Raw genomic sequence first — 22,403 nt, forward strand, 5'->3', positions numbered from 1 at the left:
CCGCGCCGCCTTCGCCGCGACGGCTTCGGCCTCCGCGGCCGAGCCCGGACGAAGGCGGTGGTCGACGGTTGCCACATGGATCGAGCCGGCCGGCGCGAGTCGCGCAGCAGCATGCATCAGCGCCGTGGAATCGGGGCCGCCGGAGACGGCGAGGAGCACAGGGCTCGCGGTCCGTCCGTCGAGCCAGGGCGCGAGGGCGTCGAGGACGGGATCGCCGCCCTCGCCCTCCGAGGGTCGCGTCAGGCGGCGCAGCGGGCGCGCTTCTGCTCGCGGGCGACGCCCTGGCGGACGCCGGGGCCGGCGGAGGGGAACTTGCGCTCGAGCTCGGCCAGGGTCGCGCAGGCCTGCTCGCGGGCGCCGAGCGCCGCGAGCGAGGTCCCGAGCTTCAGCATCGCCTCCGGCGCCTGGGCGGAGCGGGCGTAGTCGGTCGAGACCTTCAGGAACTGCTCCGCCGCCTCGCGGTTGCGGTTGCGCTGGAGGTAGCTCTCGCCGAGCCAGTAGGTCGCGGCCGGAACGTTGCCGTCGCGGGGGTGCGACTGGATGAACTGGCGCAGGCTCATCTCCGCCTGCTCGTACTGGCGCTGGCGGATGAAGGCGTAGGCCGCCTCGTAGTCGCTGCGCGCATCGCCGGTGCCGGTGGCTGCGACGCTCGCCGAGGGGCGCTCCGGAGGCCGCTCGGCCGGGATGGCGCCGGTGCGGGCCGGCGGCGTCAGGTCGATCGGCGCGCCGGTGCCGGGGGGCGGCAGCTCGCCCTCGGCCTCCTCGGCGCCGTCCTCGATCGCGGCGCGGGGCAGCGGCCGGGGCGGCATCGCGGCGGGCGTCTCGCTGCGCTCGCCGGCCAGCGGCCGGGTCGGGGTCGTCGTGCCGAGCTGCTGGGGGGCGCCGGGGCGTCCGGGATTGACCTCCGGGTCGAAGGCGTCGCCGCGCTTCTGCGGCTTGGCTGCGCCCGGGTTGCCGCCGTTGACCGGCCCTCCGGAGGCCGGCGCGGGCTTGGCGCCGCCCTTACCCTCCTGGAAGCGGTACTCGACGTCCTCCTGGAACTTGCGCAGCTGCTCCTTGAGCTGACGGTTCTCGTACTGGAGCGTCTCGATCTGCCCAGCCATCATCCGCGACTGGTTCTCCAGCCGGCCGAGGCGCACCACGAATTCCGAGGCGTCCTGGGCGCCCGCCGGAGCGGCGAGCGGCAGGGCGAGGCAGGTCGCGAGGAGAAGGCGGTGGAGCATGGCGTCGGGACCGGGCTGGACTGCGGCGGCCGATAGCAGATGCGCCCGGCCGCGGCAAAACTACGGCGGAGCCCGCCCGATCAGGAGCCGGCGCCGCGGTCGAGGACGGTGACGGCCCGGCGGTTCTGCGACCAGCAGGAGATGTCGTTGCAGACCGCCACCGGCCGCTCCTTGCCGTAGGAGACGGTCCGCATCCGGCCGGACGCGATGCCGCGGGAGGTGAGGTAGTCGGTCACGGCCTGGGCGCGGCGGGCGCCGAGGGAGAAGTTGTACTCGCGGGTGCCGCGCTCGTCGGCATGGCCCTCGATGATGAAGGTGTAGCGCGGGTAGCGCTGCAGCCAGGAGGCCTGCTTGTCGAGGGTGGCGGTGGCGGTCGGCGTCAGGTCCGTCGAGTCGGACTCGAAGAAGACGCGATCGCCGACGTTGACGACGAAGTCCTGGGCGCTGCCCGGCGTCGCGGCGCCCGCCCCGAAGGCGGAGGCGTCGGCGAGGTCCTTGTCGTTGGAGCAGGCGGCGACCCCGAGGGTCGCGCAGATCACCGCGGCAAGGGAAAGCGAGCGGCGCCATCCGGTGGTGGACATGGTCTCAGTCTCCTCGGGCGGTGCCGAAGGCCGACATGGATCTTCCACGGGTCTTCGAAGGCGAACCGCTTGAATTCGTTCGGCCCTGTCTAGGCCGGCTCGGTTAAGCGAAGGTTCCGTCAACCTTGACGAGACGCGTCGCGGGTTCCGGCAGGTGTCCCGGCGCACATCGCCTCGGACATCCGGTCTCCCGCGCTGACGTCACCCGCTCCAGACGCCCGGAATACGGCCAAGCCTTGGCGCGGAGATGACGAATCCGTCTCGGTGCTCCCCTGTGGCGGAGGGATCACACCCGCTCAGGCGGCCTGCCGCAGGTCGAGCAGCGCCGCGAGCGCGCTCTCGGCGGCCTCTCGCGCCTCCCGGCGACGCGTCTCGAACTCGGTGCCGGTGCGGTAGGCAGCCTCGACCGCGATGCAGGCGCGGGACAGGGCCGAGAAGCCGAGCGTCGCGCTGGCGTAGACGAGGCCATGCGCCGCCTTGCAGAATGGCTCGGACTCGAGCCCGTCCGCGAGCAGCCGGCCGCGGATCTCGTTGTGAAGGGCGCCGAGCAGGGCGTCGACGCGGGCGCGGCCGACGAGACCCTCGATCTCGCGAAGCGCGTCGCGGTCGACCACGCCGGCATGCGGGGTGAGCGAAGCATCGCGCACAATCTTGTTGATGCAGCTTTCGATTGTGCCGGGCACCGGTGGCCCCTCAACAGAATCACGGCGGCCGAAAAGCCGAGGTGGATTAGGAGTTCTCCTTAGCTTTAGCTTGGCTGGACTTCAATAGGTCCGCAAAACCCGGCACTTGGCCGGCGGTTCTCGTCGTCTAAGCAGATGACGAGGCTCGCGAGAGTCTCGCGCGATCATGCGAACGCGGCGGGGCGGCTAGCTTTGCCGCGCCGCCGAGAACAGGCCGGCGATCTCCGGGTCGGCCAGCCAGCCCTCTACCCGGGCGCAGCCGAGCTCCTCCGGTCGGCGGGCGGCATAGATCGCGAAGCTCTCGCCGACGAAGCCGGGCAGGTCGTGGAGGCGCGGGAAGGCGCCGCTCTTCGGCTTCGCCTTGAACAGGTAGGAGCCCTCAAGCCCGTAGATCTCGGCCACCGGCGGATAGACCGGCCAGATCACGTCGCGGGCGAGCTCGTCGCCGAGATACTCCTCGACCGACACGTGCTGCGGCGACAATCCGCTCTCGGTAAGCAGGCGCCGGGCGATGTCGCCGATCACGAAGGCCCGCGGGTGGTTGATGACGTGCATGAAGTTGCCGCGCCGGGCCCAGCGCACCGCCTCGCGCTCCAGCCCGAACTGCACGGCCGTGGCGGCGGCGAGCAGCTCGCGCATGCAGGCGTCCCAGCTGTCGAGATAGCCGAGCCGCGCGTAGACGTCCGATCGGAACAGGCGGACCGCCTCGTCGACGCTCAGCCCGGTCCGGAAGGCGGCCAGCGCGATGGCGGAATGGTACTGGCCCATCGGCGAGGGTACGAGCCGCTGGGTGGCGAGGTCGGCGAGGTCGCCGACATAGACCATGTCCGGGTGGAAGGCCGGGAACACGATGGTCGGGAACAGCTTCAGGCGCGGCTCGCGCTCCCGGAGGGCAGCGATGTCGCCGCCCGGGATCAGTCCCGACGGGAAGAGCTGCGAAAAGACGTGGTCGTAGCCGGAAAGCGTGTGCGCCAGCCCGTCGAGATGGCCGTGCTCGCGCTTCAGATACGCCATCTGGATGAAGCGGACCGGGCTTTCCGGCACCAGGAGGCGCATCGCCTGGGCGACGCCGCGGGCCTGGCAGTTGCCGATCACCGCGATCCTCGGTCCCTTGCGGGAGGGGTCTTCGCCGGGGCGTGCGCGCCACGGTGTCGCCCAGGATGGCGCGGAGAACGAGAGGGCCGCGCGGGCGCGCCGTGGCAGATCCTGTAGGCTCACGTATCGTGCGGGCTCAGGTGCGCGGTCTCGAAAAGGTCGCGAAGGCCGGGAGTGACGGGAAACGGATATGGCGTCGAACCCCTACAGCGATCTACCGGCCGAGCGTTTCTGGCGCAAGGTCGTGACCAACGTGCCGCCCTTCGCCGTGGACCCGCGCCCGGCCGCGCCCTTCGCCATCGGGCTCGCCGACAAGGTCGCGACCGGCGGCTCCTGCTTCGCCCAGCGCGTCGCCGAGGCGCTGCGGGAGGCGGGGTTCAACTACTACGTCACCGAGACGGCGCCCGAGGGCACGAATGCCGCGGAGGCCAGCGAGCGCCAGTTCGGCACCTTCTCGGCCCGTTACGGCAACCTCTACTACACGCGCCAGTTCGTGCAGCTCTTCGACCGCGCCTACGGACGCTTCGAGCCGGAGCTGAAGGCCTGGGAAAGGGAGGACGGGCGCTTCGTCGACCCGTTCCGGCCGACCGTCGAGCCCGACGGCTTCGCCAGCGAGGCCGAGGTCGTGGCCGCCCGCGACGCGCATCTCGCCGAGGTCCGCCACCTCTTCGAGACCCTCGACGTGTTCGTGCTGACGCTGGGCCTCACCGAGGGCTGGCGCTGGCGGGGCGACGGGGCGGCGCTGCCGCTGGCGCCGGGCGTCGCCGGCGGCACCTTCGACCCGGCCCTCTACGAGTGCGTGAACGCGGGCGCCGCCGAGCTGATCGGGGATCTCCGCGGCTTCCTCGACCGGCTCTGGAGCGTGAACCCGGCGGCGCGGGTCATCTTCACGGTCTCGCCGGTGCCGATGATCGCCACCTACATGAACCGGCACGTGATGGTGTCGAACAGCTACTCGAAATCGGTGCTCAGGGTGGCGGCCGGAGAGGTCTGCGACTGCGGCGACCCGCGGCTCGTCTACTTCCCCGCCTACGATATCGTCACGAGCAACGTGAACGCCGGCCGCTACTACAACGAGGACCAGCGCACCATCAACGACGCCGGCGTGCGCCACGTGATGCGCTCCTTCCTCGCCACCTTCGCGCCGGACCGGATGGCTCCGGCCCCCGCACGGGCGGCCGCCGACATCTCGGCCGAGTTCGAGGACACGGCCGGCGTCATCTGCGACGAGGAGCAGATCGAGCGCAGCGTGGCGTAGGTCTCAAGGCCGGATCGGCAGCGCCGCCTCCACGAGCCCTGCCCAGAGCGCGGCGCCGTAGGGGGCGGCGGCGTCGCAGAAATCGTATTCCGGGTGGTGCAGGCCGGCGCTGTCGCCGTTGCCCATGAAGATGTAGGCGCCCGGCCGCGCGGCGAGCATGTAGGAGAAGTCCTCGGCGACCATCATCGGCGCCGGGTCGCGGTCGACGCCCTCCTCGCCGACCAGGGAGGCCGCGACCTCGGCCATGAAGGCGGCCTCGGCCGGGTGGTTCTCGGTGACGGGATAGCCGCCGCCGAACGCGACCCGGCCCGTGGCGCCGAACCCTTCGGCCACGCCCGCGACGAGGGCGGTGATGCGCGCCTTCACGGTCTCGCGCACCTTCGGCGAGAGGGCGCGCAGGGTCCCTTTCAGGGTGGCGCTCGCGGGGAGGACGTTGAACGCCTCCCCCGCCTCCACGGCGCAGACCGAGACCACGGCCGATTGCAGCGGATCGACGTTGCGCGCCACGATCGATTGCAGGGCGACGACGACGTGGCTGGCGACGAGCACAGCATCGACGGCGTGCTGCGGCAGCGCGGCGTGGCCGCCCCGGCCCTCGATGGTGATCGTGAAGCGGTCCGTCGAGGCCATGATCGGGCCCGGCCGGATCGCGAAGCGGCCGACGGGCAGGCCGGGCATGTTGTGCATCCCGTAGACGGCGTCGATGCCGAAGCGCTCCATCATCCCGTCGCGGACCATGGCGTCGCCCCCGCCCCCGCCCTCCTCCGCCGGCTGGAAGATCAGCACGGCGTTGCCGTCGAAGTCGCGGGTGCCGGCGAGGTACCTGGCGGCGCCGAGCAGCATGGCGGTGTGCCCGTCATGCCCGCAGGCGTGCATCTTGCCCGGCACGGTCGAGCGGTACGGGGGGTGGCGCGCCTCCTCGATGGGCAGGGCGTCCATGTCGGCGCGCAGGCCGATCGCCCGGTTCGAGGCGCCGCCCCGCCCGCGGATCACGCCGACGACCCCCGTGCGGCCGATGCCCGTCGCGATCTCGTCGCAGCCGAACTCGCGAAGGCGGTCGGCCACGAAGGCGGCGGTGCGATGGACGTCGAAGAGCAGCTCCGGATGGGCGTGCAGGTCGTGCCGCCAGGCGGCGATCTCCGGGGCGAAGGCGTCGATCCGGTCGAGAACGGGGTGGGTCACGGGCTTACGGGCTTCGAATGGGGCGAGGGGCGGGAACGCCTCGGGAGCAAACAGGAGGCCAGAGTGGCGGTCAACGGCCGCGCTTGAAGCCCGCGGTCACGGCATCGCCTCCGGCAGGGTCACGGTCACGGTCGTGCCGGCGCCGACCTCGCTCTCGAAGGCGATGCGCCCGCGATGCCGGTTGAGGCTGTGCTTGACGATGGCGAGGCCGAGGCCGGTCCCGCCCTTCCGCCGGCTGGAGGCGGCATCCACCCGGTAGAATCGCTCCGTGAGGCGCGGCAGGTGCTCGGGCGCGATGCCGGGGCCGTCGTCTCTCACGGTCAGATCGACGACACTGCCGCGGGTCGGATCGGACCGGCGCGCGAGGGACAGGCGGACCGTGCGGCCGCCGTACTTCACGCCGTTCTCGACGAGATTCTCGACGACCCGCAACAGCTCGTCCCGGTCGCCGAGAACCGGAAACGGCGCCTCCTCGGCCTTCAGGGTGATCGCGACGCCCTGCTCCTGCGCAAGGGGGGCCTGAGCGTCCACCATCTGCCGGGTGATGCCGGCGAGGTCGACGGTCTCGGTCGGCGCGACGTGCTCGCGCAGCTCGATCCGGGAGAGGGAGAGCAGGTCGTCGATGAGGCGCGTCATCCGCTGCGCCTGCGTCCGCATGATCTCAAGGAAACGTTCGCGGGCCGCCGGATCGTTGCGGGCGGGCCCCTGGAGCGTCTCGATGAAGCCGAGGAGCGAGGCAAGCGGCGTGCGCAGCTCGTGGCTGGCATTGGCGACGAAATCGACCCGCATCGTCTCGAGCCGCCGGGCGGAGGTGAGGTCGCGCAGGAACAGCACCACGTTCGGCTGCCCGCCGGCGCGGGGGTCGGGCATCGGCAGCGCGCCGATCAGCGCCTCGAAGGCGCGCTCGGCCGGGCCCCTCGTCTCGTAGGGCACCCGCTGGGTCTCGCCGGAGTGCAGCACGGTCTCGATGCCGTCGAGCACGTCGGGATCGCGCAGGGCGAAGGCGAGCGGGTGGCGCAGCTTCAGGTTCGGCAGCAGGGCGCGGGCGGCGGTGTTCGCCTCGATCACCACGGCGCGCCGGTCCACGAGGATGACCGGATCGGGGATCGTGCCGAGCAGGGCCTCGGCGATGGCGGGCCGGTCCGGCTCGCCCGGCTGCGGCGCCGGAGAATCCGCCACGACCCGGCGGCCGCCGAGGAGCGCCGCGGCAAGGAGCGATACAGGGAGCGCGGCGAGCATCGCGCCGGTCGAAGCGCCGGACCCGAGCGCAACGGGGACGAGCACGAGGCTCGCGGCGGCGGCGCCGATCAGCGCCCGCTGGCGCGGTGAGGTCGGCACGGCCGGCGCGCTCCCTCAGCTCTCGTCCTGTCGGCCTTCCCGCTGGTCGCGGGCGCGCTTGGCGATCTCGTAGGCGCCGAGCATGGCGAGCGCCAGCAGGAACGGCCCGAGATAGTAGCAGACCCGGAACAGCAGCAGCGAGCCGAGCACTTGGTCCCGCGGCAGGCTCGACAGGGCGAGCAGGATCGTCGCCTCGAAGACGCCGAGCCCGCCCGGCGCGTTCGAGGCGATGCCGAGCATGGCCGCGAGCACGTAGATGGCGAGGAAGGTGGTGAAGCCGATGGTGAGCCCGGAAGGCAGCAGCACGTAGAGCACCGCCGCCGCGGCGCAGACGTCGCCGATGCCGACGAGCATCTGCCCGAAGGAGACCGAGGCGCCCGGCAGCTCCAGCCGCCAGTGCTTGATCTTCACGCTGCGCCGCTTCAGCGACACCCAGCCGAGATAGCCGACGACGGCGAGCAGGGCCGCGAAGCCGACACCCTGGTTGAGGCGGATCGAGGTGAAGGTGAGCGCGGCGAGCTGCCCCGCCTCGATGATCAGGCTCAGACCCAGCACCACGCCCATGCCGAGCCAGAAGGTGAAGCCGGCGATGACGGTGAGCGCGGCGATCTTGGCGGCCGACAGGCCCTTGCGCGAGTAGATCCAGTAGCGGATCGTGCCCGCCGTCAGCAGCGGGAAGCCGAGGGTGAAGCTCACCGCGTAGCTCGTGAACGAGGCGAGCGCGGTGGTCCGGTACGGGACCTTGATCTTGAGCTGGCGCAGCGCCAGGGCGTCGTAGCCGGTGAGGAACAGGTAGCTCACGGTCACGAACAGCAGCGCGATGCCGATCTGCTTCCCGCTCGCGGCGGTGAAGGCCTCGTGCAGCTCGGCCCAGGTCACCGTCTGCGACAGCTTCCAGAGCACGCCGATCGAGACCGCGAAGATGACGATGCTGGCGGCGGTGCCGATCCAGGCGTAGCGGCTCGGACGGATCAGCCTCCTGGCCTCGGGGGCCGCCTCGTGCGGCTCGGCCGCTTCGAGCGACCGCTTGTCCTGCCCCGCGAAGTTCATGCTCTCGGCGTCCGCCTCCGCCGGTGCGGCCGCGGGCCGCGTGAGCGGCGGGCGCGAGCCCCGGTTGTCGTCGGACCGCGGCCCGCTCCGGCGCGGGATGTAGGCCCTCCCGGCGCCGAAGACCAGGGCGGCCCCGCCCCCGCCCACCGCCTATCGGTCCGCACCGAGGCGCGCGGCGGCCTCCGCGAGGCCCGCCCGGATGCGCTCGGGCACCGACGGCGAGGTGCAGACATAGGTCGGGCTCGGATGCGGGACGGCGATCACCGCGAGGTCCGGCCGCAGCCGCTCGATCTCGCCCCGCGCCAGCCCGGCGACCCGCCCGGAGAGCACCGCGACGCGGAGGCTCGGCAGCAGGGCGAGCAGCGGTTCGAGATGGACGAGGCCCCGACGCTGCTCGGCGGCGCGCGGCGCGCGGTTGAGGGCGCCCTCCGCGTGGATCACCCAGGGCACCGCGTTCCAGATCAGGGTATCGGCCCGCGCGATGCCGGCCTCGCGGAGGAAGCGGAACAGATTCGCGGCCGTGCCGGTCGGGTTGTCCCGCGAGACGAGGCCGGTGCGGCCGATCGAGGGGCCGGGCGTCTCCAGCAGGAGGAGCATCCGCGCCCCGACGCCGCCGTCGAGGGGATCGGGATCCGGCACCGGCGCGGCGCGCTCCTCGGCGATACGCCGCGCCAGGATGCGCAGCGGCCGGACATGCGGCGCGTCGAGCAGCCCGTGCCGGGCGGCGACGGCGGAGGGGCCGGCGAGGCTCTTCGGCGTCTCCGGCTCGGCCGCCAAGCGGTTGCCTATGGCAGGGCGAGGCCGGCGGGCAGCACGCCCTCGGCCTTGAAGCGCTCGACCCCGCCCTCCTCCGCGAGGCGGCGGGCGAGGCCCTCGGCGCCGCCGAACTGGAAGCCGATCTGGGTCGCGTAGGCCCCGCAGGCGGCGGCCTTGGCGGCCTCGGCGGCGCCGTCGAGGGTCACCTGGCGGGTCGGCAGGGACTCGAAGAGGTCGCGCAGGGGCTGCTTCGGGGCGGCATCGCGGACGGTGTAGGGAAAGTCCCGCCACCACAGCACCGGGACGTCGTGGACGGCCTCGCGCAGGCTCAGGACCATCTGGACATGGTCGACATGGCCGCCGATGGCCTGGGGCGCCAGGATCAGGTCGGGCGCCGTCTCCGCGACCAGATCGTGGAGGGCATCGCGGAGCGCGCCGGCGATGTCGTCCCCGGCGTGGATTGCGCCGAACAGCTCCGGCGCCGAGCCGTAGCCCCGGTGCGGCGCCTCGCGGAACGGCAAGTGCCGAACCTCGACGCCGAGGAGGTGCGCGGCCTCGTGATCCTCGGCCCGGCGCAGTGCCATGTAGTCGGCGCTCGCCGGCAGCCCCTTGTCGAGCTGGCAGGCGAGCGCGAAGCCTTGCGGGTCCGGCACGGTCGCGGTGAAGACCGTCGCCATGACAACCCGCCAGCCCTTCGCGGCGAGCGTCGCCAGGGTGCCGCCACAGGAAAAGGCGGCGTCGTCGAGATGCGGAGAGAGGGCGAGCGCGGTCGGCATGGCCTAGAGCAGATGCGGCTCGGCCCGGAAGCGGCAGGTGGGATCGTGGGGAAGATCGGGGGAGAAGTCCGTCGCCGGCCGCTCTCCTGCGATCTGCGCGTAGACGTCCATGATCTGCCGGCCGACCGTGCGCCAGGAATAGACCCGCCGGCATTCGGCGAGCCCGTCCGCGGCGATCCGGCGGCGGAGCGTCTCGTCCTCGACCGCGCGAGTCAGGGCGGCGGCGAGCGCCGGCACGTCGTCGGGATCGACCAGGAGCCCGTTCTCGCCGTCGCGCAGGCAGTCCGAGACGCCGACCGAGTGGGTCGAGACCACCGCGAGACCGGCCGCCATGGCCTCGAGGATCGTGTTGGAGAACCCCTCCGCGTAGGTCGGCGAGACGAACACGTCCGCCTGCCGGTAGAGGTCGGGGACGGTTTCGTACTCGGCGTAGCCTGTGAAGCGCAGGGCACCCTCAGAGAAGCCGAGCTCGGCGGCGCGCTCCTTCGCGGGCTCCACGTCCGGCCCGATGCCGGAGATCACTGCGGAGAAGGGTGTGCCGTGCTCGCGCATCAGCGCCAGGGCGTCGATGAAGTCGAGGACGCCTTTCCTGCGGTCGACGCGGCCGTGGTAGAACAGGCGCACCGGGCCGGGATGGGGCTTCGGCAGGCCGTCGCCCGTCCCTTGCGCGAAGCGGGCGGTATCGACGGCGCCGGGCACGATGGTGAAGCGGGCGGGGTCCGAACCAAGGCGCCCGCAGACCTCCGCCACGAAGGATTTCCCGCCGATCAGCAGGGCGTTGGCATGGGCCAGCACCTCGCACATGGCGACGCGGTGGGTCTCGCAGCAGGAGCCGACCCAGTGTCCGTCGCCGCCCTGGATCGAGACGACGTTCGGCACACCGAGCCTGCGCGAGGCCAGCAGCACCGCCCAGCCGGTCGGGTAGCCGTACTGCGCGTGCAGGATGTCGAAGGGCTTCTTGGTGTGCTCGGCCTCGATGGTGGCGACCATCGTCCCGATGTCGCGTTCGAAGTCGCCGCCCGTCTGCTCGCCGATCTGCTCCAGGCCGATCACCTTGACGCCGGGCACGGCAGGCGGCGGGCCGCCGCCGTAGACGCGGGTCCCGAAGGAGTCGCCCCGGTACTGGCTGATCATGGTCACGTCGTGCCCGGCCTCGGCCAGCTCGCGCAGCAGGTTCTGCGCGTAGACGCTCATGCCGGAGATCGCCGGGAAGTAGCGGCGGCTGACGAAGCAGACCCTCATCGCGTCACGGTCTCGCGGATCTCGGTATCGGCCTGCGGCAGGCCGGGGCCGGCCCGGCGGCACTCGCGCAGGTAGTCGAGGGATTGCGGGATCATCCGGTCGGCCCGGTGGCTCTCGCGGGACAGCTCGACGCAGATCAGCCGCTCGAAGCCGATCCCTTCCAGCGCCGCGAGCACGCCCGGCACGTCCATGTCGCCCTCGCCGAAGGGCAGATGGACGTGGACGCCCCGCGCCATGTCCTCGATGGCGACCGTGCCGATCCGGTCGGCGAACTCGGCCACCGCCGCGGCGGGCTCGCGCTCGCCGGTGACGAGGCAGTGGCCTGTGTCGAGCGCGAGCCTCAATCCCGGAACGTCGAGGGCGGCGAAGTCGTCCAGCGTCTCGATGAGCATGCCCGGCTCGGGCTCCAGGCAGGGCAGGACGCCCCGCGCCTCGGCGTAGGCCGCGACCTCGGCGAGCCCTTCGACCAGCCAGCCCCGCGCCTCGTCGCGGTCGACGCCCTCGCGGGGCACGCCAGCCCAGAAGGACACCGCCTCGGATTTCAGGATCGCGCCGATCTCGACGGCGCGCTTGAGGAAGCCGACCCGGCGCGCCCGGCCGGCGGCGTCGGGCGTCACAAGGGTGGGCTCGTGCTTGGCGGTCGGGTCGAGGAGGAAGCGGGCGCCGGTCTCGATGACCGAGCCGAGCCCGAGCCGCTCCAGGCGGCTCGCCACGCGCTCGGCCTCCCGCGCCCAGTCCTCGGCGAAGGGGTCGAGGTGGTGGATGTCGAGCGTCAGCGCCACGCCGTCGTAGCCGGCGCCGGCGATGAGATCCAAGGCGTCGTCCAGGCGGTGGTTGGCCGCGCCGTTGGTGTTGTAGGCGAAGCGAAGAGTCACGCCGCCTGTCCCCTCTGCTCCAGCCGGAACGGCGCGTGGTGCGATTCCGGCTCCCGGTAGAGCGGATAGTGGCTGCCGACGATCTCTTCCGCCAGAGCGGTGTCGAACAGGGGCTGGCGGCCGTCGAAGCGCTCGATCGCCTCCGGCGTCAGCCGCACCGGCAGCAGGGTGTCGGTGGCCTGCCCGAAGCGGATCAGCGGGTGGTCGCGCTCCAGAAGCTTGCGGGTGTTGCGCTCACCGATCCGGTAGTAGCTCATGGTCTCGACCTCGAGGCCGGGGACGATCGCCTTGACGATGCCGACCCCGCCATCCTGGGGCGAGGCGTCGACGTAGAGCATGTCGAAGCCGGCCGCGCCCAAGCGCTCGCAGGCGATGCGGCCGCGGGCGTGCCCATCTTCAGCGTGCGTCGTCGGAAGTTCCGCGAACCGCTTGGTGGAGCGCTCGGAATAGACCGTGTCGCTGAGGATGCCGCGCAGGTCCTCGGGCGGCAGCACGATCCATTCGAGCATCGCCTTCAGCGCCCGGCTCTCTTCGAGATCGAGGCTCGGCAGCGCCTTCTCGATGAAGCTCCGCACGTAGCCCGGCGGCGTCACCCGCTCGGCGAAGGCGAGCGGCCCGTGGCCGAAGGCCTTGCGGACGCGGGCGGCCTGGAACTCGAGGAGCGCCTTGCGCAGCGCCCGCTCCCGGTCCGGGTCGCAGGCCTCGCCGCAGGCGGACAGCGCGATCGGAGCCGGCGTGTCGGCGGGGTTGCGGTCGTAGCCGACCACGTAGACGTTGGTGAGCCCGAACTGGTCGGTGGCGAATTTCGGCAACGCCCGGATGCCGAGCGCGTCCAGCCTCGCCAGCATGGACGAGGTCTCGGGGCCAAGCCCCTCGAAGCCCTCGCCTTTCGAGAAGTCGAGCATCACGCCCTGGTCGAGGGCGCGGAAGAGAAGGCCGTTGCCGTCGCGCTGCAGGATCTCGAGCACGCCGTGACCCAGGGCGAAGGACACGTCCGGTCCGGCGCCGAGGCCGTTCGTAATCAGGTTCGTGAACGGCCTGTAACCCTCGCGCAGCTCGAAGTAATCCGTCGCGGCGACGTCGAGGGGCATCAGCACTGTCTCGCCGGTGCCGAGGCGTTTCGTCTCGGTCCAGTCGAGGGGCGTGTCGCGGCCGACGGGGGAGCCCGCCGGCAGGCAGAGCGTCAGCGGATCGGCGACGAAGCGGGCGCCGTGGACGCGCACGAGCTCGTCGTACGAGCGGCGCTCCACCCGCTTGCGCTTCATGAGCGCGACGGTTGGCATCAGGTTCTCGGCGATCTCGGCGACCGCGCCGATCAGCGCCTCGTCGTCGGTGGCGCCGTAGCCGATGCCGCTCGGCATCGCGCCGACGTAGAACGGGTCGTCGAGGAACAGCGAGACGAACCAGACCGGGATGCCGGTGCGATCGAGGGGAGCCAGGTTGAAGCCGACGACGCGGCCCTCCGGCAGCACGTCGAGATAGGCGCGCACGGCATCCGGCAGGCGCTCCGGCAGGCCCTCGATGCGGCGGGGCGCGCGGAACCGGTAGGGACGGGGCATCCGCGCCGCGTCGCTGCGGGCTCGGCCGTCCTGGTCCTGTTCGGTCATGGGGTCTCCGTCATGAGAACGGTCCGCCGCCGCCGCGCTCGCTCTCGTAGGCCTCGCAGACGAGCCGCGCGGTGTGGAGATCGCGCTCGATGGAGTAGGCGTCCCGCTCCGCCGGCCGGCGGAGCGCCGAGCCGAAGGCGCGCACCTGCTCGGTGAAGGGCGAGGCTTGCCGATCGAAGGGCACATCCTCCGACGCGCCGTCCGAACCGTTCGTGAACGCCAAGTGGCCGCCGGCGGTCTGGCCCATGGTGTTCAGCGCCACGAGCTGGCCCGCCGTGCCCACCACCTCCAGCCGGCGGCGCGGCAGCGCGTCGGGCGTGTTGTAGGCGACGTGGAGGTTGGCGAGCACGCCCGACGGCGTGCGGCCGATCAGCAGGGCGCCGTCGTCCACGGCATAGTCCTGGGCGCGGGATTGCGTGAGCGCGAAGATGTCCGAGATCGATTCGCCGAGTAGATAATCGACGAGGTCGATGCCGTGAGGGGCGAGGTCGATGAGGGCGCCGCCGCCGGCCTGGGCGCCGTCGATGCGCCAGTTCGTCTGGCCGGGGCAGGAGGTCCAGTCGCGGCCGAGCCAGCAGGCGTAGACGATGCGCACCGCCGTCACCGTGCCGAGCCGGCCCGCCGCGATCGCGGCGCGGATTGCCCGGTGGGCCGGGTGATGGCGCTGGTCGAAGGCGGTGCCGTAGAAGACGCCGCTCGCCCGCACGGCCTCGGCCATGGCCTCGGCGTCCGAGAGGAAGGCGGCCATCGGCTTCTCGCAGAGGATCGGCTTGCCCGCCGCCGCCAGCGCCTCGACCGCCTCCCGGTGGAGATGGTTGGGGCTCGCGACGTAGACCGCCTCCACCTCGGCATCGGCGATGAGCCCGGCGATGCCGGCGTAGGCACGGGCGCCCTCGCGCTCGGCGGCGGCGCGGGAGTCCGCGCTCGGGTCGCTCACCGCGACGAGCCGGTGCCCGGCGGCGCGGATGCCCGGCGCCATGTAGTCGCGGGCGACCCAGCCGTAGCCGACGATGCCCCAGCCGACCGCGTCGGACACGGTCTCCCGCATCACCAGCGCTCCGGCAGGTCGACGAACTCGCGGGTCCGCACGCGGGTGACCGCCTCGGCATCCGACGGGCCGATCCAGTCGAGCCTCTCGGGGCCGGGGGACCGCAGGGGATAGGTCACGCGGACGGCGTACTCCGCCTCGTAGCGCTCGGACGGCCACACGATCCGGAACATGCCGGTACGATCGCGCCGGTAGAGCGGGTTGAGGCTGAGCAGCGTGCCCTCGCGCGGCAGGGTCAGGCCGTCGACCACCGAGCGCGGCGCCGGCCGCATGCCCGGACCCGCCACCACCGAGAAGGCCTCCGCGTCCCTGAGGTCGCCTGCCTTCCGGGGCGCCGGGGCGCGGGCCTCGACCAGGGCGCCGGTCAGCTCGTCGTCGTCGTAGACGAAGCCGTCGGGAAACAGCTCGTCGATCTCATCCGCCGACACCGCGCGGCCGGCGGAGAAGCCCGGCCGATCGCTGTTGTGGATGTGGCTGACCGCGAGCCAGCCGTCGTCGCCCGCGTTCTGGCGCAGGCATTCGAGCACGCCGGCCTTGTCGTCGAGGAAGTAGAAGGCGTCGTTGCAGATCACGAGATCGGCCGGCGCGCCGGGGATCGGCCAGTGGGGCGAGCCGGCGTCGAAGCAGACGAGCTGCGCCTCCCTGCCCGTCACCCAGTGCCTCGCCACCCAGAGCTTGGCGAAGACCACGTCGGCCCCGGCGACCTTGCAGCCCCGCCGCCTCAGCTCGCGCAGGTAGTGGCCGATGCCGCAGGCAAACTCGAAGACGCAGCGCGGCTCGTTCCAGTGGGCCTCGAGAAGCGCGAGGCCGGCGAGGAAGGTCGGGTCGCTCCAGCGGTGCAGGAAGTAGTCGCCGACCCGTCCCCAGCCGAGGAGCCGCACCGCGTCCCGCAGGGTGGCGGTGTCGCGCTCGCGCACGAGGCGCAGGAGGTCGTCGGGATCGGCCGGCGGCCCGTTCCACCAGTCGTCCTGGTCGGCGAGCAGCAGCGCCAGCGCCTCGTCGGCATCGCCCGAGTCGAGGCGCGCGAGCACGCCCTCGATCAGCTCGATCCGGTTGGTGCGCAGGTAGGGGATGCCGTCGACGACCGGCCAACGGGCCCCGTTCGACGCATCCGCGAGGGAGTGCGGCGTGTCGGGGCGCAGCGGGTGCCCGGTCTCGGGCGAGAGCAGCTCGAAGGGAATCATCCGGCAGGCTGCCCGCGCTTGTGCGGGCCCGTCTCCAGTCTCGCGATGCGGTTTCAGGGAATGCGCATATCCCGCAGCACGCGGTCGTGAAAGTCCTTCACCGGCCCGGCATGGACGAGCTCCATGTCGTCCAGCACCTGGCCCATGGTGGTCGAGGCGCCGCGCAGGTGCTGCGCGATCTGGAGCACCCGGTCGATGGCATCGGCGGCGTGGAAGGCGCGGCCCTCGGCGGTGGCATCGTCCGGCAGGACGGCGCGGGCACGCTCGACCTCCCCGCGAAGCTCGGGCTCCAGCTCGTCCAGCGCCCACTCCGTCGTCTCGCGCATTACCGGCCCGAGCAGGTCGCCGAGAAGCATCTCGCCGGTGAAGCCGGCATCCGGCATGGCGGCGTTGTGGAAGTGGTGCGCCATCGCGGCGAGGAAGACGGTGCCGGGATCGGCCCGGTAGAACGGGCTCAGCACCACGCCGTAGACGGCCACGACGAGGCAGTGCTCGGCGTGGTTCTCCGGCGGCTCGAACAGGATCCGGGGCTTGCCCGGGCAGGTCACGCCGGCCCGCGGCTGCTCGGCGAGCGCGGCGACGAAGGCGGGCACTCGCCCCTCGGCCATCTCGCGGCGGTTGCGGAGGCGTTCGCGCAGCCGCTCGCGGAGCGCCGGATCGACGGGCTCCGTCACCGCGTCGAAGCCGGCGACGAGCACGCCCGTCACCTGCTCGTCGGTGAGGCCGGCGGCGCTGAGGAAAGCCTCGTCGAGGTCGCAGAGGCGCGTCGCGGCGAGCGCCGTCGCCGTGATCTCCAGGGCGACCTCCTCCGGCGGCACGCCGCCGGTGAGATGCGCCCAGCCTCGGGCGAAGAGCCGCTCGGCGATGGAGCCGAAGCGGCCGGCGGAGCGGACGCGCTTGAGGTCGCCCGCCTCCACCAGAAGCTCGCGCAGGGCGAGCGGGGCGGCCGGTGCGCTGGCCGCGGCCTGGCTGAGCATCAGTTCACGCCGAGCCAGTCGAGGAGCATCTTCTCCTGCTTGCCGAAGGCGTGCTCGGGGCCGTGGCCGTTCTTGACCATCGGCGCCTTGAAGAAGGTCGAGAGCTGCTCCTGCACGCCGCCGTCGCCGCGCTTCTTGGCGAGGTCCAGGACGCGGGCGATCTCGATGACGAGGGGCGCGGCGAGGATGGAGTCCTTGCAGAGGAAGTTGACCTTGATCTGCATCCGCTGGCCCATGAAGCCGGTGACGTCGATGTTGTCCCAGGCTTCCTTGTCGTCGCCGCGGGGGCGGTAATAGTGAATGTGCACGAGATGGTCCTCGACCGGGTAGCCGAGGATCGAGTCGAGCACCGTGCCCTTGGTGTTGAGCTTCGACTGGAGCGAGGACGGGTCGTTCAGGGCAAGGCCGTCGCGGTTGCCGAGGATGTTCGTCGAGAACCAGCCGTCGACATGGAGGGCGCGGGCCTTCAGCGCCGGGGCGAGCACGGTCTTCATCATGGTCTGGCCGGTCTTGCCGTCCTTGCCGGCCACCGGGACGTTCAGCTCGCGGGCGAGCTCCAGCAGGGCCGGCACGTCGGCGGCGACGCTCGGCGTGAAGTTCGCGTAGGGAATGCCGCTCTTGATCGCCGCGTAGGCGTAGAGCATCGCCGGAGAGATCGACTCGTCGCTGGAATCGAGGCCCTTCTCGAAGGCGGCCGTCGAGTTCAGGGTCGGGTCGGAAAGGTCGGGCCAGCGCTCGGTGGAGGCGAGGTTCACAACCACGACCTCGTCCAGGTTGCTCTCCTTCTGGAAGCGGCGCAGGTCGTTGGCGATGACCGAGACCGCCTCGCGGTGGTCCTTGGCGACGATGCGGTTGCCGCCGTCGATGTTCTTGCAGAACTTGGCGCTGCCGACCGCCGGCCAGGGGGTCAGCCCCTTGAGCACCTGGGCGCCGTTCTCGATGTCCTGCTTGGTCAGCACGCCGTGGCCGGCGGCCGCGGAGGCGAGGTCGTCGCCGTTGAGGTCCCAGCCGCCGAAGACGAGGTCCTTGTAGTCGGCCATGCCGGCGACGGGGACGCCCGCGAGGGGCAGACCGTCCAGCCGGTTCGACCCGGACTTGATCATCTCGATGCCGGCGATGGCGGTGGTGGCGACGGCGCCGCCCATGCCAACGAACGCAACGCCGACGCGGCGACCGGTCTGCATGCTCATGGGGAAGGGTTTTCCTTGAAAAGGCCTGGGACCGCGGAGCGCCGATGACAGCGAGGCCGCCCGCGACGGCCATAGCTAACTGAGGCACCCGGGCTTCGTTCCAAGGCCGAGGGCCGCACCTTTCTGGTCCGGCACGCCTGAACCGCAGCCGAACGACGCCGGAAGAGCGCCCCGGAAGCGGTCTTCGGGGCATTCGCAGAAGTGTCATGCTTGGATCACGGCATCGTCCCATTATGGACACAGCCGGTTATGAAACACCCGCCTCTCGATCGAAGCCGCGCACCATGAAGTCGCGGCACGAAAGGCAAGAAGAATGGGGGTTCATCCGGAGCCGGCGCATCGCGCCGACGACGTGTGTTGTCTTGCGCCTTGCGAGACCTTCGATACGACAGGCGGGTCAGACCGGTCCGCGACGGAACCATCAAGGAATTCTTTCTCCAGCGCGAAATGTCGCGGTGCGGCGCGCCTTGTCGTCGCGGCCGTGGCCGCCGGCGGGCTTCTGCTGATCTCGGGACAGCGCGACGGCGCGCTTCAGGCGCCGGCCGTGGCGCATGACCGCCTCGACGAGAGCGCGCTGAGCGCCTCCGCGACGGGCGGCGGCAGCATGACGGAGCGGGTCGCGGCCTGGCACGGGGTGCCGCTGATGGAGGAGCAGCCGGCGACGAGCGCCCTCATCGCCGATACGCTCTCCGCCCTGCCGCGTCCGGCGGGCAGCAACGACGGCGTCGTGCAGTTTGGTGAGGCCCGCGTGCCCCGCGCCGTCGTCGCGCCGATCGTGCGGGCCTCGGCCGAGACCGGGGTCGACCCGGCCTACATGATGGCGCTCGCCGACAAGGAATCGCGCTTCGACGTCGAGGCGCGCAATCCCGCCTCCTCCGCCGAGGGGCTGTTCCAGTTCGTGACCGCGACCTGGCTGGAGATGATCCGCGACTTCGGCGCGCGCCACGGGCTCGCGGCGGAGGCGGCCTCGGTCAGCGGACGCGGGGGTGCGCTCACCATCGCCAACCCGGCCGCACGGGCCCGCGTGCTCGGCCTGCGCAAGGACCCCTACGTCGCCGCGCTGATGGCGGCGGAACTCGCCAAGCGCGACCGCTCGCGAGTCGAGAGCCGGATCGGCCGCGCCCTGCGCACCTCGGAGCTGTACGTCGCGCATTTCCTCGGCACCGCCAGCGCCGGGCGCTTCTTCACCCTCTCCTCCGACAAGCCGGACGAGGTGGCGCAGAAGGTCTTCCGCAACGCCGCCCGGGCCAACCGCAGCCTGTTCGTGTCGGGCGGGGCGCAGAAGCGGGGCGGCAAGGGCCATGGCCGGGGCCTGACCGTCGCCGAGCTTCACGAGCGCCTCGACGGCATGATCGACCGCCGCATCAGCCGCTACGAGGGCGTCGCCGCGCTGGTGCAGGAGGCCCCCTCCCGCGTCGTGCTGGCCGAGGCAGGAACGCCCTGACCGCCTCCGCTGCCGGCCGGGCTCAATGTCCGGCCGGGGCGCCGCCGCCGAGCTTCACCTTGCTCAGGGTCATCGCCAGCGGCACGGCGCTCGCCGAGACGATGGCGAGGACGAGGAACACGTCGATATAGGCCCAGAACGCCACCTGCCGGGCGACCTCCTGCCCGATCCAGGCGATGGCCTGACCCTGCGCGTCGACGCCCTTGTCGCCGTAGGTCGAGAAGTACTGCGTCGCCCTGGCCAGGGTGTCCTGATAGGCCGGGTTCGAGGGGATCGTGCCCTCGACGAGCCGGGTCTGGTGGAACTGCTGGCGGTAGGCGAGCACGTTCTGGGCGAGCGACACGCCGAGCGAGCCGCCGACGTTGCGGGCCACGTTGATCAGGGCCGAGGCCTGATCCGTCTGCGACTTGTCGATGCCCTCGTAGGAGGCGGACGTGATCGAGATGAAGATCAGCGGCAGGCCGATGCCGATATAGACCCGCACCCAGGCGAAGAACGAGAAGGTGGTGTCGCCGTAGATCCAGGTCAGCCGGTACATGGCGAGCGCCACGATCGTGGCGCCGATGGCGATGAGGTACTTCGGCTGCACCTTGCCGGAGATCTGCCCGACGACGAGCATCATCGCCACCGTGACGAGCCCTCCGGGGGCGAGCAGCAGCCCGGAGAGGGTGGCGGTGTAGCCGTAGTATTCCTGCGTGATCTGCGGGATGAACTGCGTCGTCGCGATCAGGATCGCGCCGGTGGCCATCATCACCAGGAAGCAGGCGCCGAACTGGCGCTTGAACAGGAGCTTCAGGTCGACGACCGGGTTCCGGTGGTTCAGCTCCCAGGGGATCATCAGCAGGAAGGACACCGCGCAGAGGCTCGCGAACACGACGATCAGGTTCGAGCCGAACCAGTCCTTGCGCTGGCCCTCGTCGAGGATGACCTCGAGCGAGCCGAGGAAGGTCGCGACCAGCACGAAGCCGACGATGTCGAAGCGCACGCCGCGCGCGCGGAGAGAGCGCCGCTCCTTCACCGCCTCGTCGGAATCCTGAAGCAGCCAGTGCATCAGCCCCAGCGAGATCAGCCCGACGGGCCCGTTGATCAGGAAGCACCAGTGCCAGGAGAGGTTGTCGGAGAGCCAGCCGCCCAAGGTCGGCCCGATCACCGGCGCCACGACGATGGCGAGGCCGTAGAGGGCGAAGGCCTGCCCGCGCTTCTGCGGCGGGAAGGAGTCGGCGAGGATCGACTGGGCGAGCGGGGCCATGCCGCCGCCGCCGAGCCCCTGCATCACCCGGAAGAGCAGCAGCGACTCGAGGTTCCAGGCGAAGCCGCACAGCACCGAGGAGAGGGTGAAGAGTGCCACGCTCCACATGAAGAACGCCTTGCGCCCGTAGCGCTTGGCGAGGAAGCTCGAGGCCGTGAGCACGATGGCGTTGGCGACGAGGTAGCTCGTCACAACCCAGGCCGCCTCGTCGGGGCCGACGGCCAGACCGCCGGAGATGTAGCGCAGGGCGACATTGGCGATCGTGGTGTCGAGCACCTCCATGAAGGTCGCCAGCGCCACGACGAGGGCGACCGCCCAGGGGCTGTGGCCGCCGGGTGCCCGGGGCAGTGCCCCGGCCTTGGCGCTCATCGCACCCGGACCGAGGGGACGACGGACAGGCCGGGCCCGATCGCCACGTCGTCGGGCCATCGCTCGACGACGATCTTCACGGGCACGCGCTGGACGACCTTCACGAAGTTGCCCGTGGCGTTCTGGGCCGGCAGCAGGCTGAAGGCGGTGCCGGAGCCGGGCTGCACCGAGGCGACGCGGCCGCTGATCTTGCGGCCCGGATAGGCATCGATCTCCACGTCCACGGCCTGCCCGGGGCGCATGTCGGTGATCTGCGTCTCCTTGTAGTTCGCCGTCACCCAGACGTCGTCGGGCACGAACATCGACAGGCTCTGCCCGGCCTGGGCGTACTGGCCCTTGGCCCCGCTCAGGCGCACGACGCGGCCGGGCTGGGCGGCGGTCACATCGGTGTAGCCGAGGTTCAATTCGGCCTGCGCCTTCTGCGCCTGCGCGGTGGCGAGGCTCGCCTCGGCGCTGGCCTTCTGCGCCTCCAGGGAGCCGATCTGCTTCTGCGCGGCGATCACGCTCGCCTGAGCGCGCTGAAGCGAAGCCTGCTGCTGCTCCAGATTCGAGGTCGATTGCTGCGACTGCTGGACGGTGCCGGCGCCTCGCTTGGCGAGCTCTTGGTAGCGGGCGGCGTCCTGCTGGGCGAAATCGAGGGAGGCCTTCGTCTGCGTGACCTGCGCCTTCGCCACGTCGACCTGGGCCCGCTGGCCCTCGATCTGCGCGTCGACGTTCTGGATCGAGGCCTGCGCGGACTGGACCTGCGCGTCGGCTTGGCGCAGTGCCACCTCGTAGTCGCGCCGGTCGATCCGGAACAGGATCTGCCCGGCCTCGACGTGCTGGTTGTCCGTCACCGGCACCTCGACTACGTAGCCGGAGACCTTCGGGGCGACGCTGAAGGAGCGCGCGTCCACGAAGGCGTCGTCCGTTGTCTCGTAGGGATGGAGCGCCGTCAGCCAGTAGAAGTAGCCGGCGACCGCGAGTGCGACGAGCGCCAGCGCGCCGAGGGCGAACCAGACCGGGTGGCGCCGCAGGACGTTCGGACGGCTCTCGTCCGCGTCGCTCTCACCGCCTTCGGTGCCGGACGGCTGCGTCCGCTCGTTCTCCTCCGGCGCGGCCTCTCCCGGCTTGCGTCCGGTCTCGCGCGCTTCGGCTGCGGTGCGGTCGTCCGGTGCCGTCCCGGCGCCGGAGGCATCGGCGCGGGGCGGCTTCGTGGTGTTGTCGAGCATGGATCGTCGGGTCCGGGTTGCGCCCCGCACCGAAAGGGTCGCGTGGTAGAGCCGCCTCGGAGCGA

Annotated in this window: 21 protein-coding genes; 2 read left to right on the top strand and 19 right to left on the bottom strand. The window is 71.6% G+C overall.

Annotation, left to right across the window (positions count from 1 at the left end; translation table 11 throughout):
• The 5 genes from MFF04_RS00785 to MFF04_RS00805 form a co-directional block, all read right to left on the bottom strand.
• Positions 1-243: PP-loop family protein (locus MFF04_RS00785; protein ID WP_283206334.1), on the bottom strand; the 243-nt coding region annotated here is incomplete at its 3' end.
• Positions 240-1,223 carry a tol-pal system protein YbgF gene (ybgF, locus tag MFF04_RS00790; RefSeq protein ID WP_238273587.1) on the bottom strand — a complete coding sequence of 328 codons (984 nt, stop codon included), beginning with the start codon at positions 1,221-1,223 and terminating at the stop codon, positions 240-242. The genes ybgF and MFF04_RS00785, both read right to left, overlap by 4 nt.
• 80 nt (positions 1,224-1,303) lie before the next feature.
• Positions 1,304-1,804, bottom strand: a complete 501-nt coding sequence (gene pal, locus MFF04_RS00795; RefSeq protein WP_238273588.1) for a peptidoglycan-associated lipoprotein Pal — start codon at positions 1,802-1,804, stop codon at positions 1,304-1,306.
• 296 nt (positions 1,805-2,100) lie between these two features.
• Complete coding sequence (locus MFF04_RS00800) at positions 2,101-2,487, bottom strand: hypothetical protein (protein WP_238273589.1); 387 nt, start codon at positions 2,485-2,487, stop codon at positions 2,101-2,103.
• 186 nt (positions 2,488-2,673) lie between these two features.
• The gene (locus MFF04_RS00805; RefSeq protein WP_373319920.1) at positions 2,674-3,690 is read right to left on the bottom strand and encodes a WcbI family polysaccharide biosynthesis putative acetyltransferase; all 1,017 of its coding nucleotides are present in this window, start codon (positions 3,688-3,690) and stop codon (positions 2,674-2,676) included.
• Between the two features lie 82 nt (positions 3,691-3,772).
• Between MFF04_RS00805 and MFF04_RS00810 the strand changes: the two genes are divergently transcribed.
• Positions 3,773-4,840, top strand: a complete 1,068-nt coding sequence (locus MFF04_RS00810; protein ID WP_238273591.1) for a GSCFA domain-containing protein — start codon at positions 3,773-3,775, stop codon at positions 4,838-4,840.
• Between the two features lie 3 nt (positions 4,841-4,843).
• Here MFF04_RS00810 and MFF04_RS00815 read toward each other — a convergent pair whose 3' ends face one another.
• The 12 genes from MFF04_RS00815 to MFF04_RS00870 all read right to left on the bottom strand — a co-directional run bounded on the left by MFF04_RS00815 (position 4,844) and on the right by MFF04_RS00870 (position 18,065).
• On the bottom strand, positions 4,844-6,022 hold the full coding sequence (locus MFF04_RS00815; protein WP_238273592.1) for a M20 aminoacylase family protein: 1,179 nt from the start codon (positions 6,020-6,022) through the stop codon (positions 4,844-4,846).
• A 96-nt stretch (positions 6,023-6,118) separates the two neighbouring features.
• Positions 6,119-7,360: an ATP-binding protein gene (locus MFF04_RS00820; protein ID WP_238273593.1), complete on the bottom strand. Its 1,242-nt coding sequence runs from the start codon at positions 7,358-7,360 to the stop codon at positions 6,119-6,121.
• A gap of 15 nt (positions 7,361-7,375) precedes the next feature.
• Positions 7,376-8,410: a lysylphosphatidylglycerol synthase domain-containing protein gene (locus MFF04_RS00825; RefSeq protein WP_238273627.1), complete on the bottom strand. Its 1,035-nt coding sequence runs from the start codon at positions 8,408-8,410 to the stop codon at positions 7,376-7,378.
• Positions 8,411-8,560: 150 nt separating this feature from the next.
• Positions 8,561-9,187 carry a uracil-DNA glycosylase gene (locus tag MFF04_RS00830; protein WP_238273594.1) on the bottom strand — a complete coding sequence of 209 codons (627 nt, stop codon included), beginning with the start codon at positions 9,185-9,187 and terminating at the stop codon, positions 8,561-8,563.
• Positions 9,188-9,195: 8 nt separating this feature from the next.
• Entirely contained in the window at positions 9,196-9,942 is a 747-nt protein-coding gene (locus MFF04_RS00835) for a PIG-L deacetylase family protein (RefSeq protein ID WP_238273595.1), read from the bottom strand.
• A gap of 3 nt (positions 9,943-9,945) precedes the next feature.
• Positions 9,946-11,184, bottom strand: coding sequence for a glycosyltransferase family 4 protein (locus MFF04_RS00840; protein WP_238273596.1), 1,239 nt, complete (start codon positions 11,182-11,184; stop codon positions 9,946-9,948).
• Complete coding sequence (locus MFF04_RS00845) at positions 11,181-12,059, bottom strand: sugar phosphate isomerase/epimerase family protein (RefSeq protein WP_238273597.1); 879 nt, start codon at positions 12,057-12,059, stop codon at positions 11,181-11,183. Before MFF04_RS00845 ends, MFF04_RS00840 begins: the two co-directional genes overlap by 4 nt.
• On the bottom strand, positions 12,056-13,666 hold the full coding sequence (locus MFF04_RS00850; protein ID WP_238273598.1) for a YcaO-like family protein: 1,611 nt from the start codon (positions 13,664-13,666) through the stop codon (positions 12,056-12,058). Before MFF04_RS00850 ends, MFF04_RS00845 begins: the two co-directional genes overlap by 4 nt.
• 10 nt (positions 13,667-13,676) lie before the next feature.
• A complete protein-coding gene (locus tag MFF04_RS00855; protein ID WP_373319918.1) occupies positions 13,677-14,714 on the bottom strand; it encodes a Gfo/Idh/MocA family protein in 1,038 nt (345 codons plus the stop codon).
• Positions 14,714-15,898, bottom strand: coding sequence for a class I SAM-dependent methyltransferase (locus MFF04_RS00860; RefSeq protein ID WP_238273599.1), 1,185 nt, complete (start codon positions 15,896-15,898; stop codon positions 14,714-14,716). Before MFF04_RS00860 ends, MFF04_RS00855 begins: the two co-directional genes overlap by 1 nt.
• Positions 15,899-15,951: 53 nt before the next feature.
• Entirely contained in the window at positions 15,952-16,875 is a 924-nt protein-coding gene (locus MFF04_RS00865) for a hypothetical protein (RefSeq protein WP_238273600.1), read from the bottom strand.
• Positions 16,875-18,065 (bottom strand): inositol-3-phosphate synthase, encoded by a 1,191-nt coding sequence (locus tag MFF04_RS00870; RefSeq protein WP_238273601.1) that lies wholly within the window; start codon positions 18,063-18,065, stop codon positions 16,875-16,877. The genes MFF04_RS00865 and MFF04_RS00870 overlap by 1 nt, the downstream gene beginning before the upstream one ends.
• A 481-nt stretch (positions 18,066-18,546) precedes the next feature.
• Here MFF04_RS00870 and MFF04_RS00875 point away from each other — a divergent pair, with 481 nt between their 5' ends.
• Positions 18,547-19,509, top strand: coding sequence for a transglycosylase SLT domain-containing protein (locus MFF04_RS00875; protein ID WP_238273602.1), 963 nt, complete (start codon positions 18,547-18,549; stop codon positions 19,507-19,509).
• 22 nt (positions 19,510-19,531) lie between these two features.
• Here the strand turns inward: MFF04_RS00875 and MFF04_RS00880 are convergent, their stop codons facing one another.
• On the bottom strand, positions 19,532-21,127 hold the full coding sequence (locus MFF04_RS00880) for a DHA2 family efflux MFS transporter permease subunit (RefSeq protein WP_238273603.1): 1,596 nt from the start codon (positions 21,125-21,127) through the stop codon (positions 19,532-19,534).
• A complete protein-coding gene (locus MFF04_RS00885; RefSeq protein ID WP_238273604.1) occupies positions 21,124-22,338 on the bottom strand; it encodes an HlyD family secretion protein in 1,215 nt (404 codons plus the stop codon). The genes MFF04_RS00880 and MFF04_RS00885 overlap by 4 nt, the downstream gene beginning before the upstream one ends.
• Positions 22,339-22,403: the final 65 nt, after the last annotated feature.

Source organism: Methylobacterium jeotgali (genome assembly GCF_022179345.1).
GTDB lineage: Bacteria > Pseudomonadota > Alphaproteobacteria > Rhizobiales > Beijerinckiaceae > Methylobacterium > Methylobacterium jeotgali.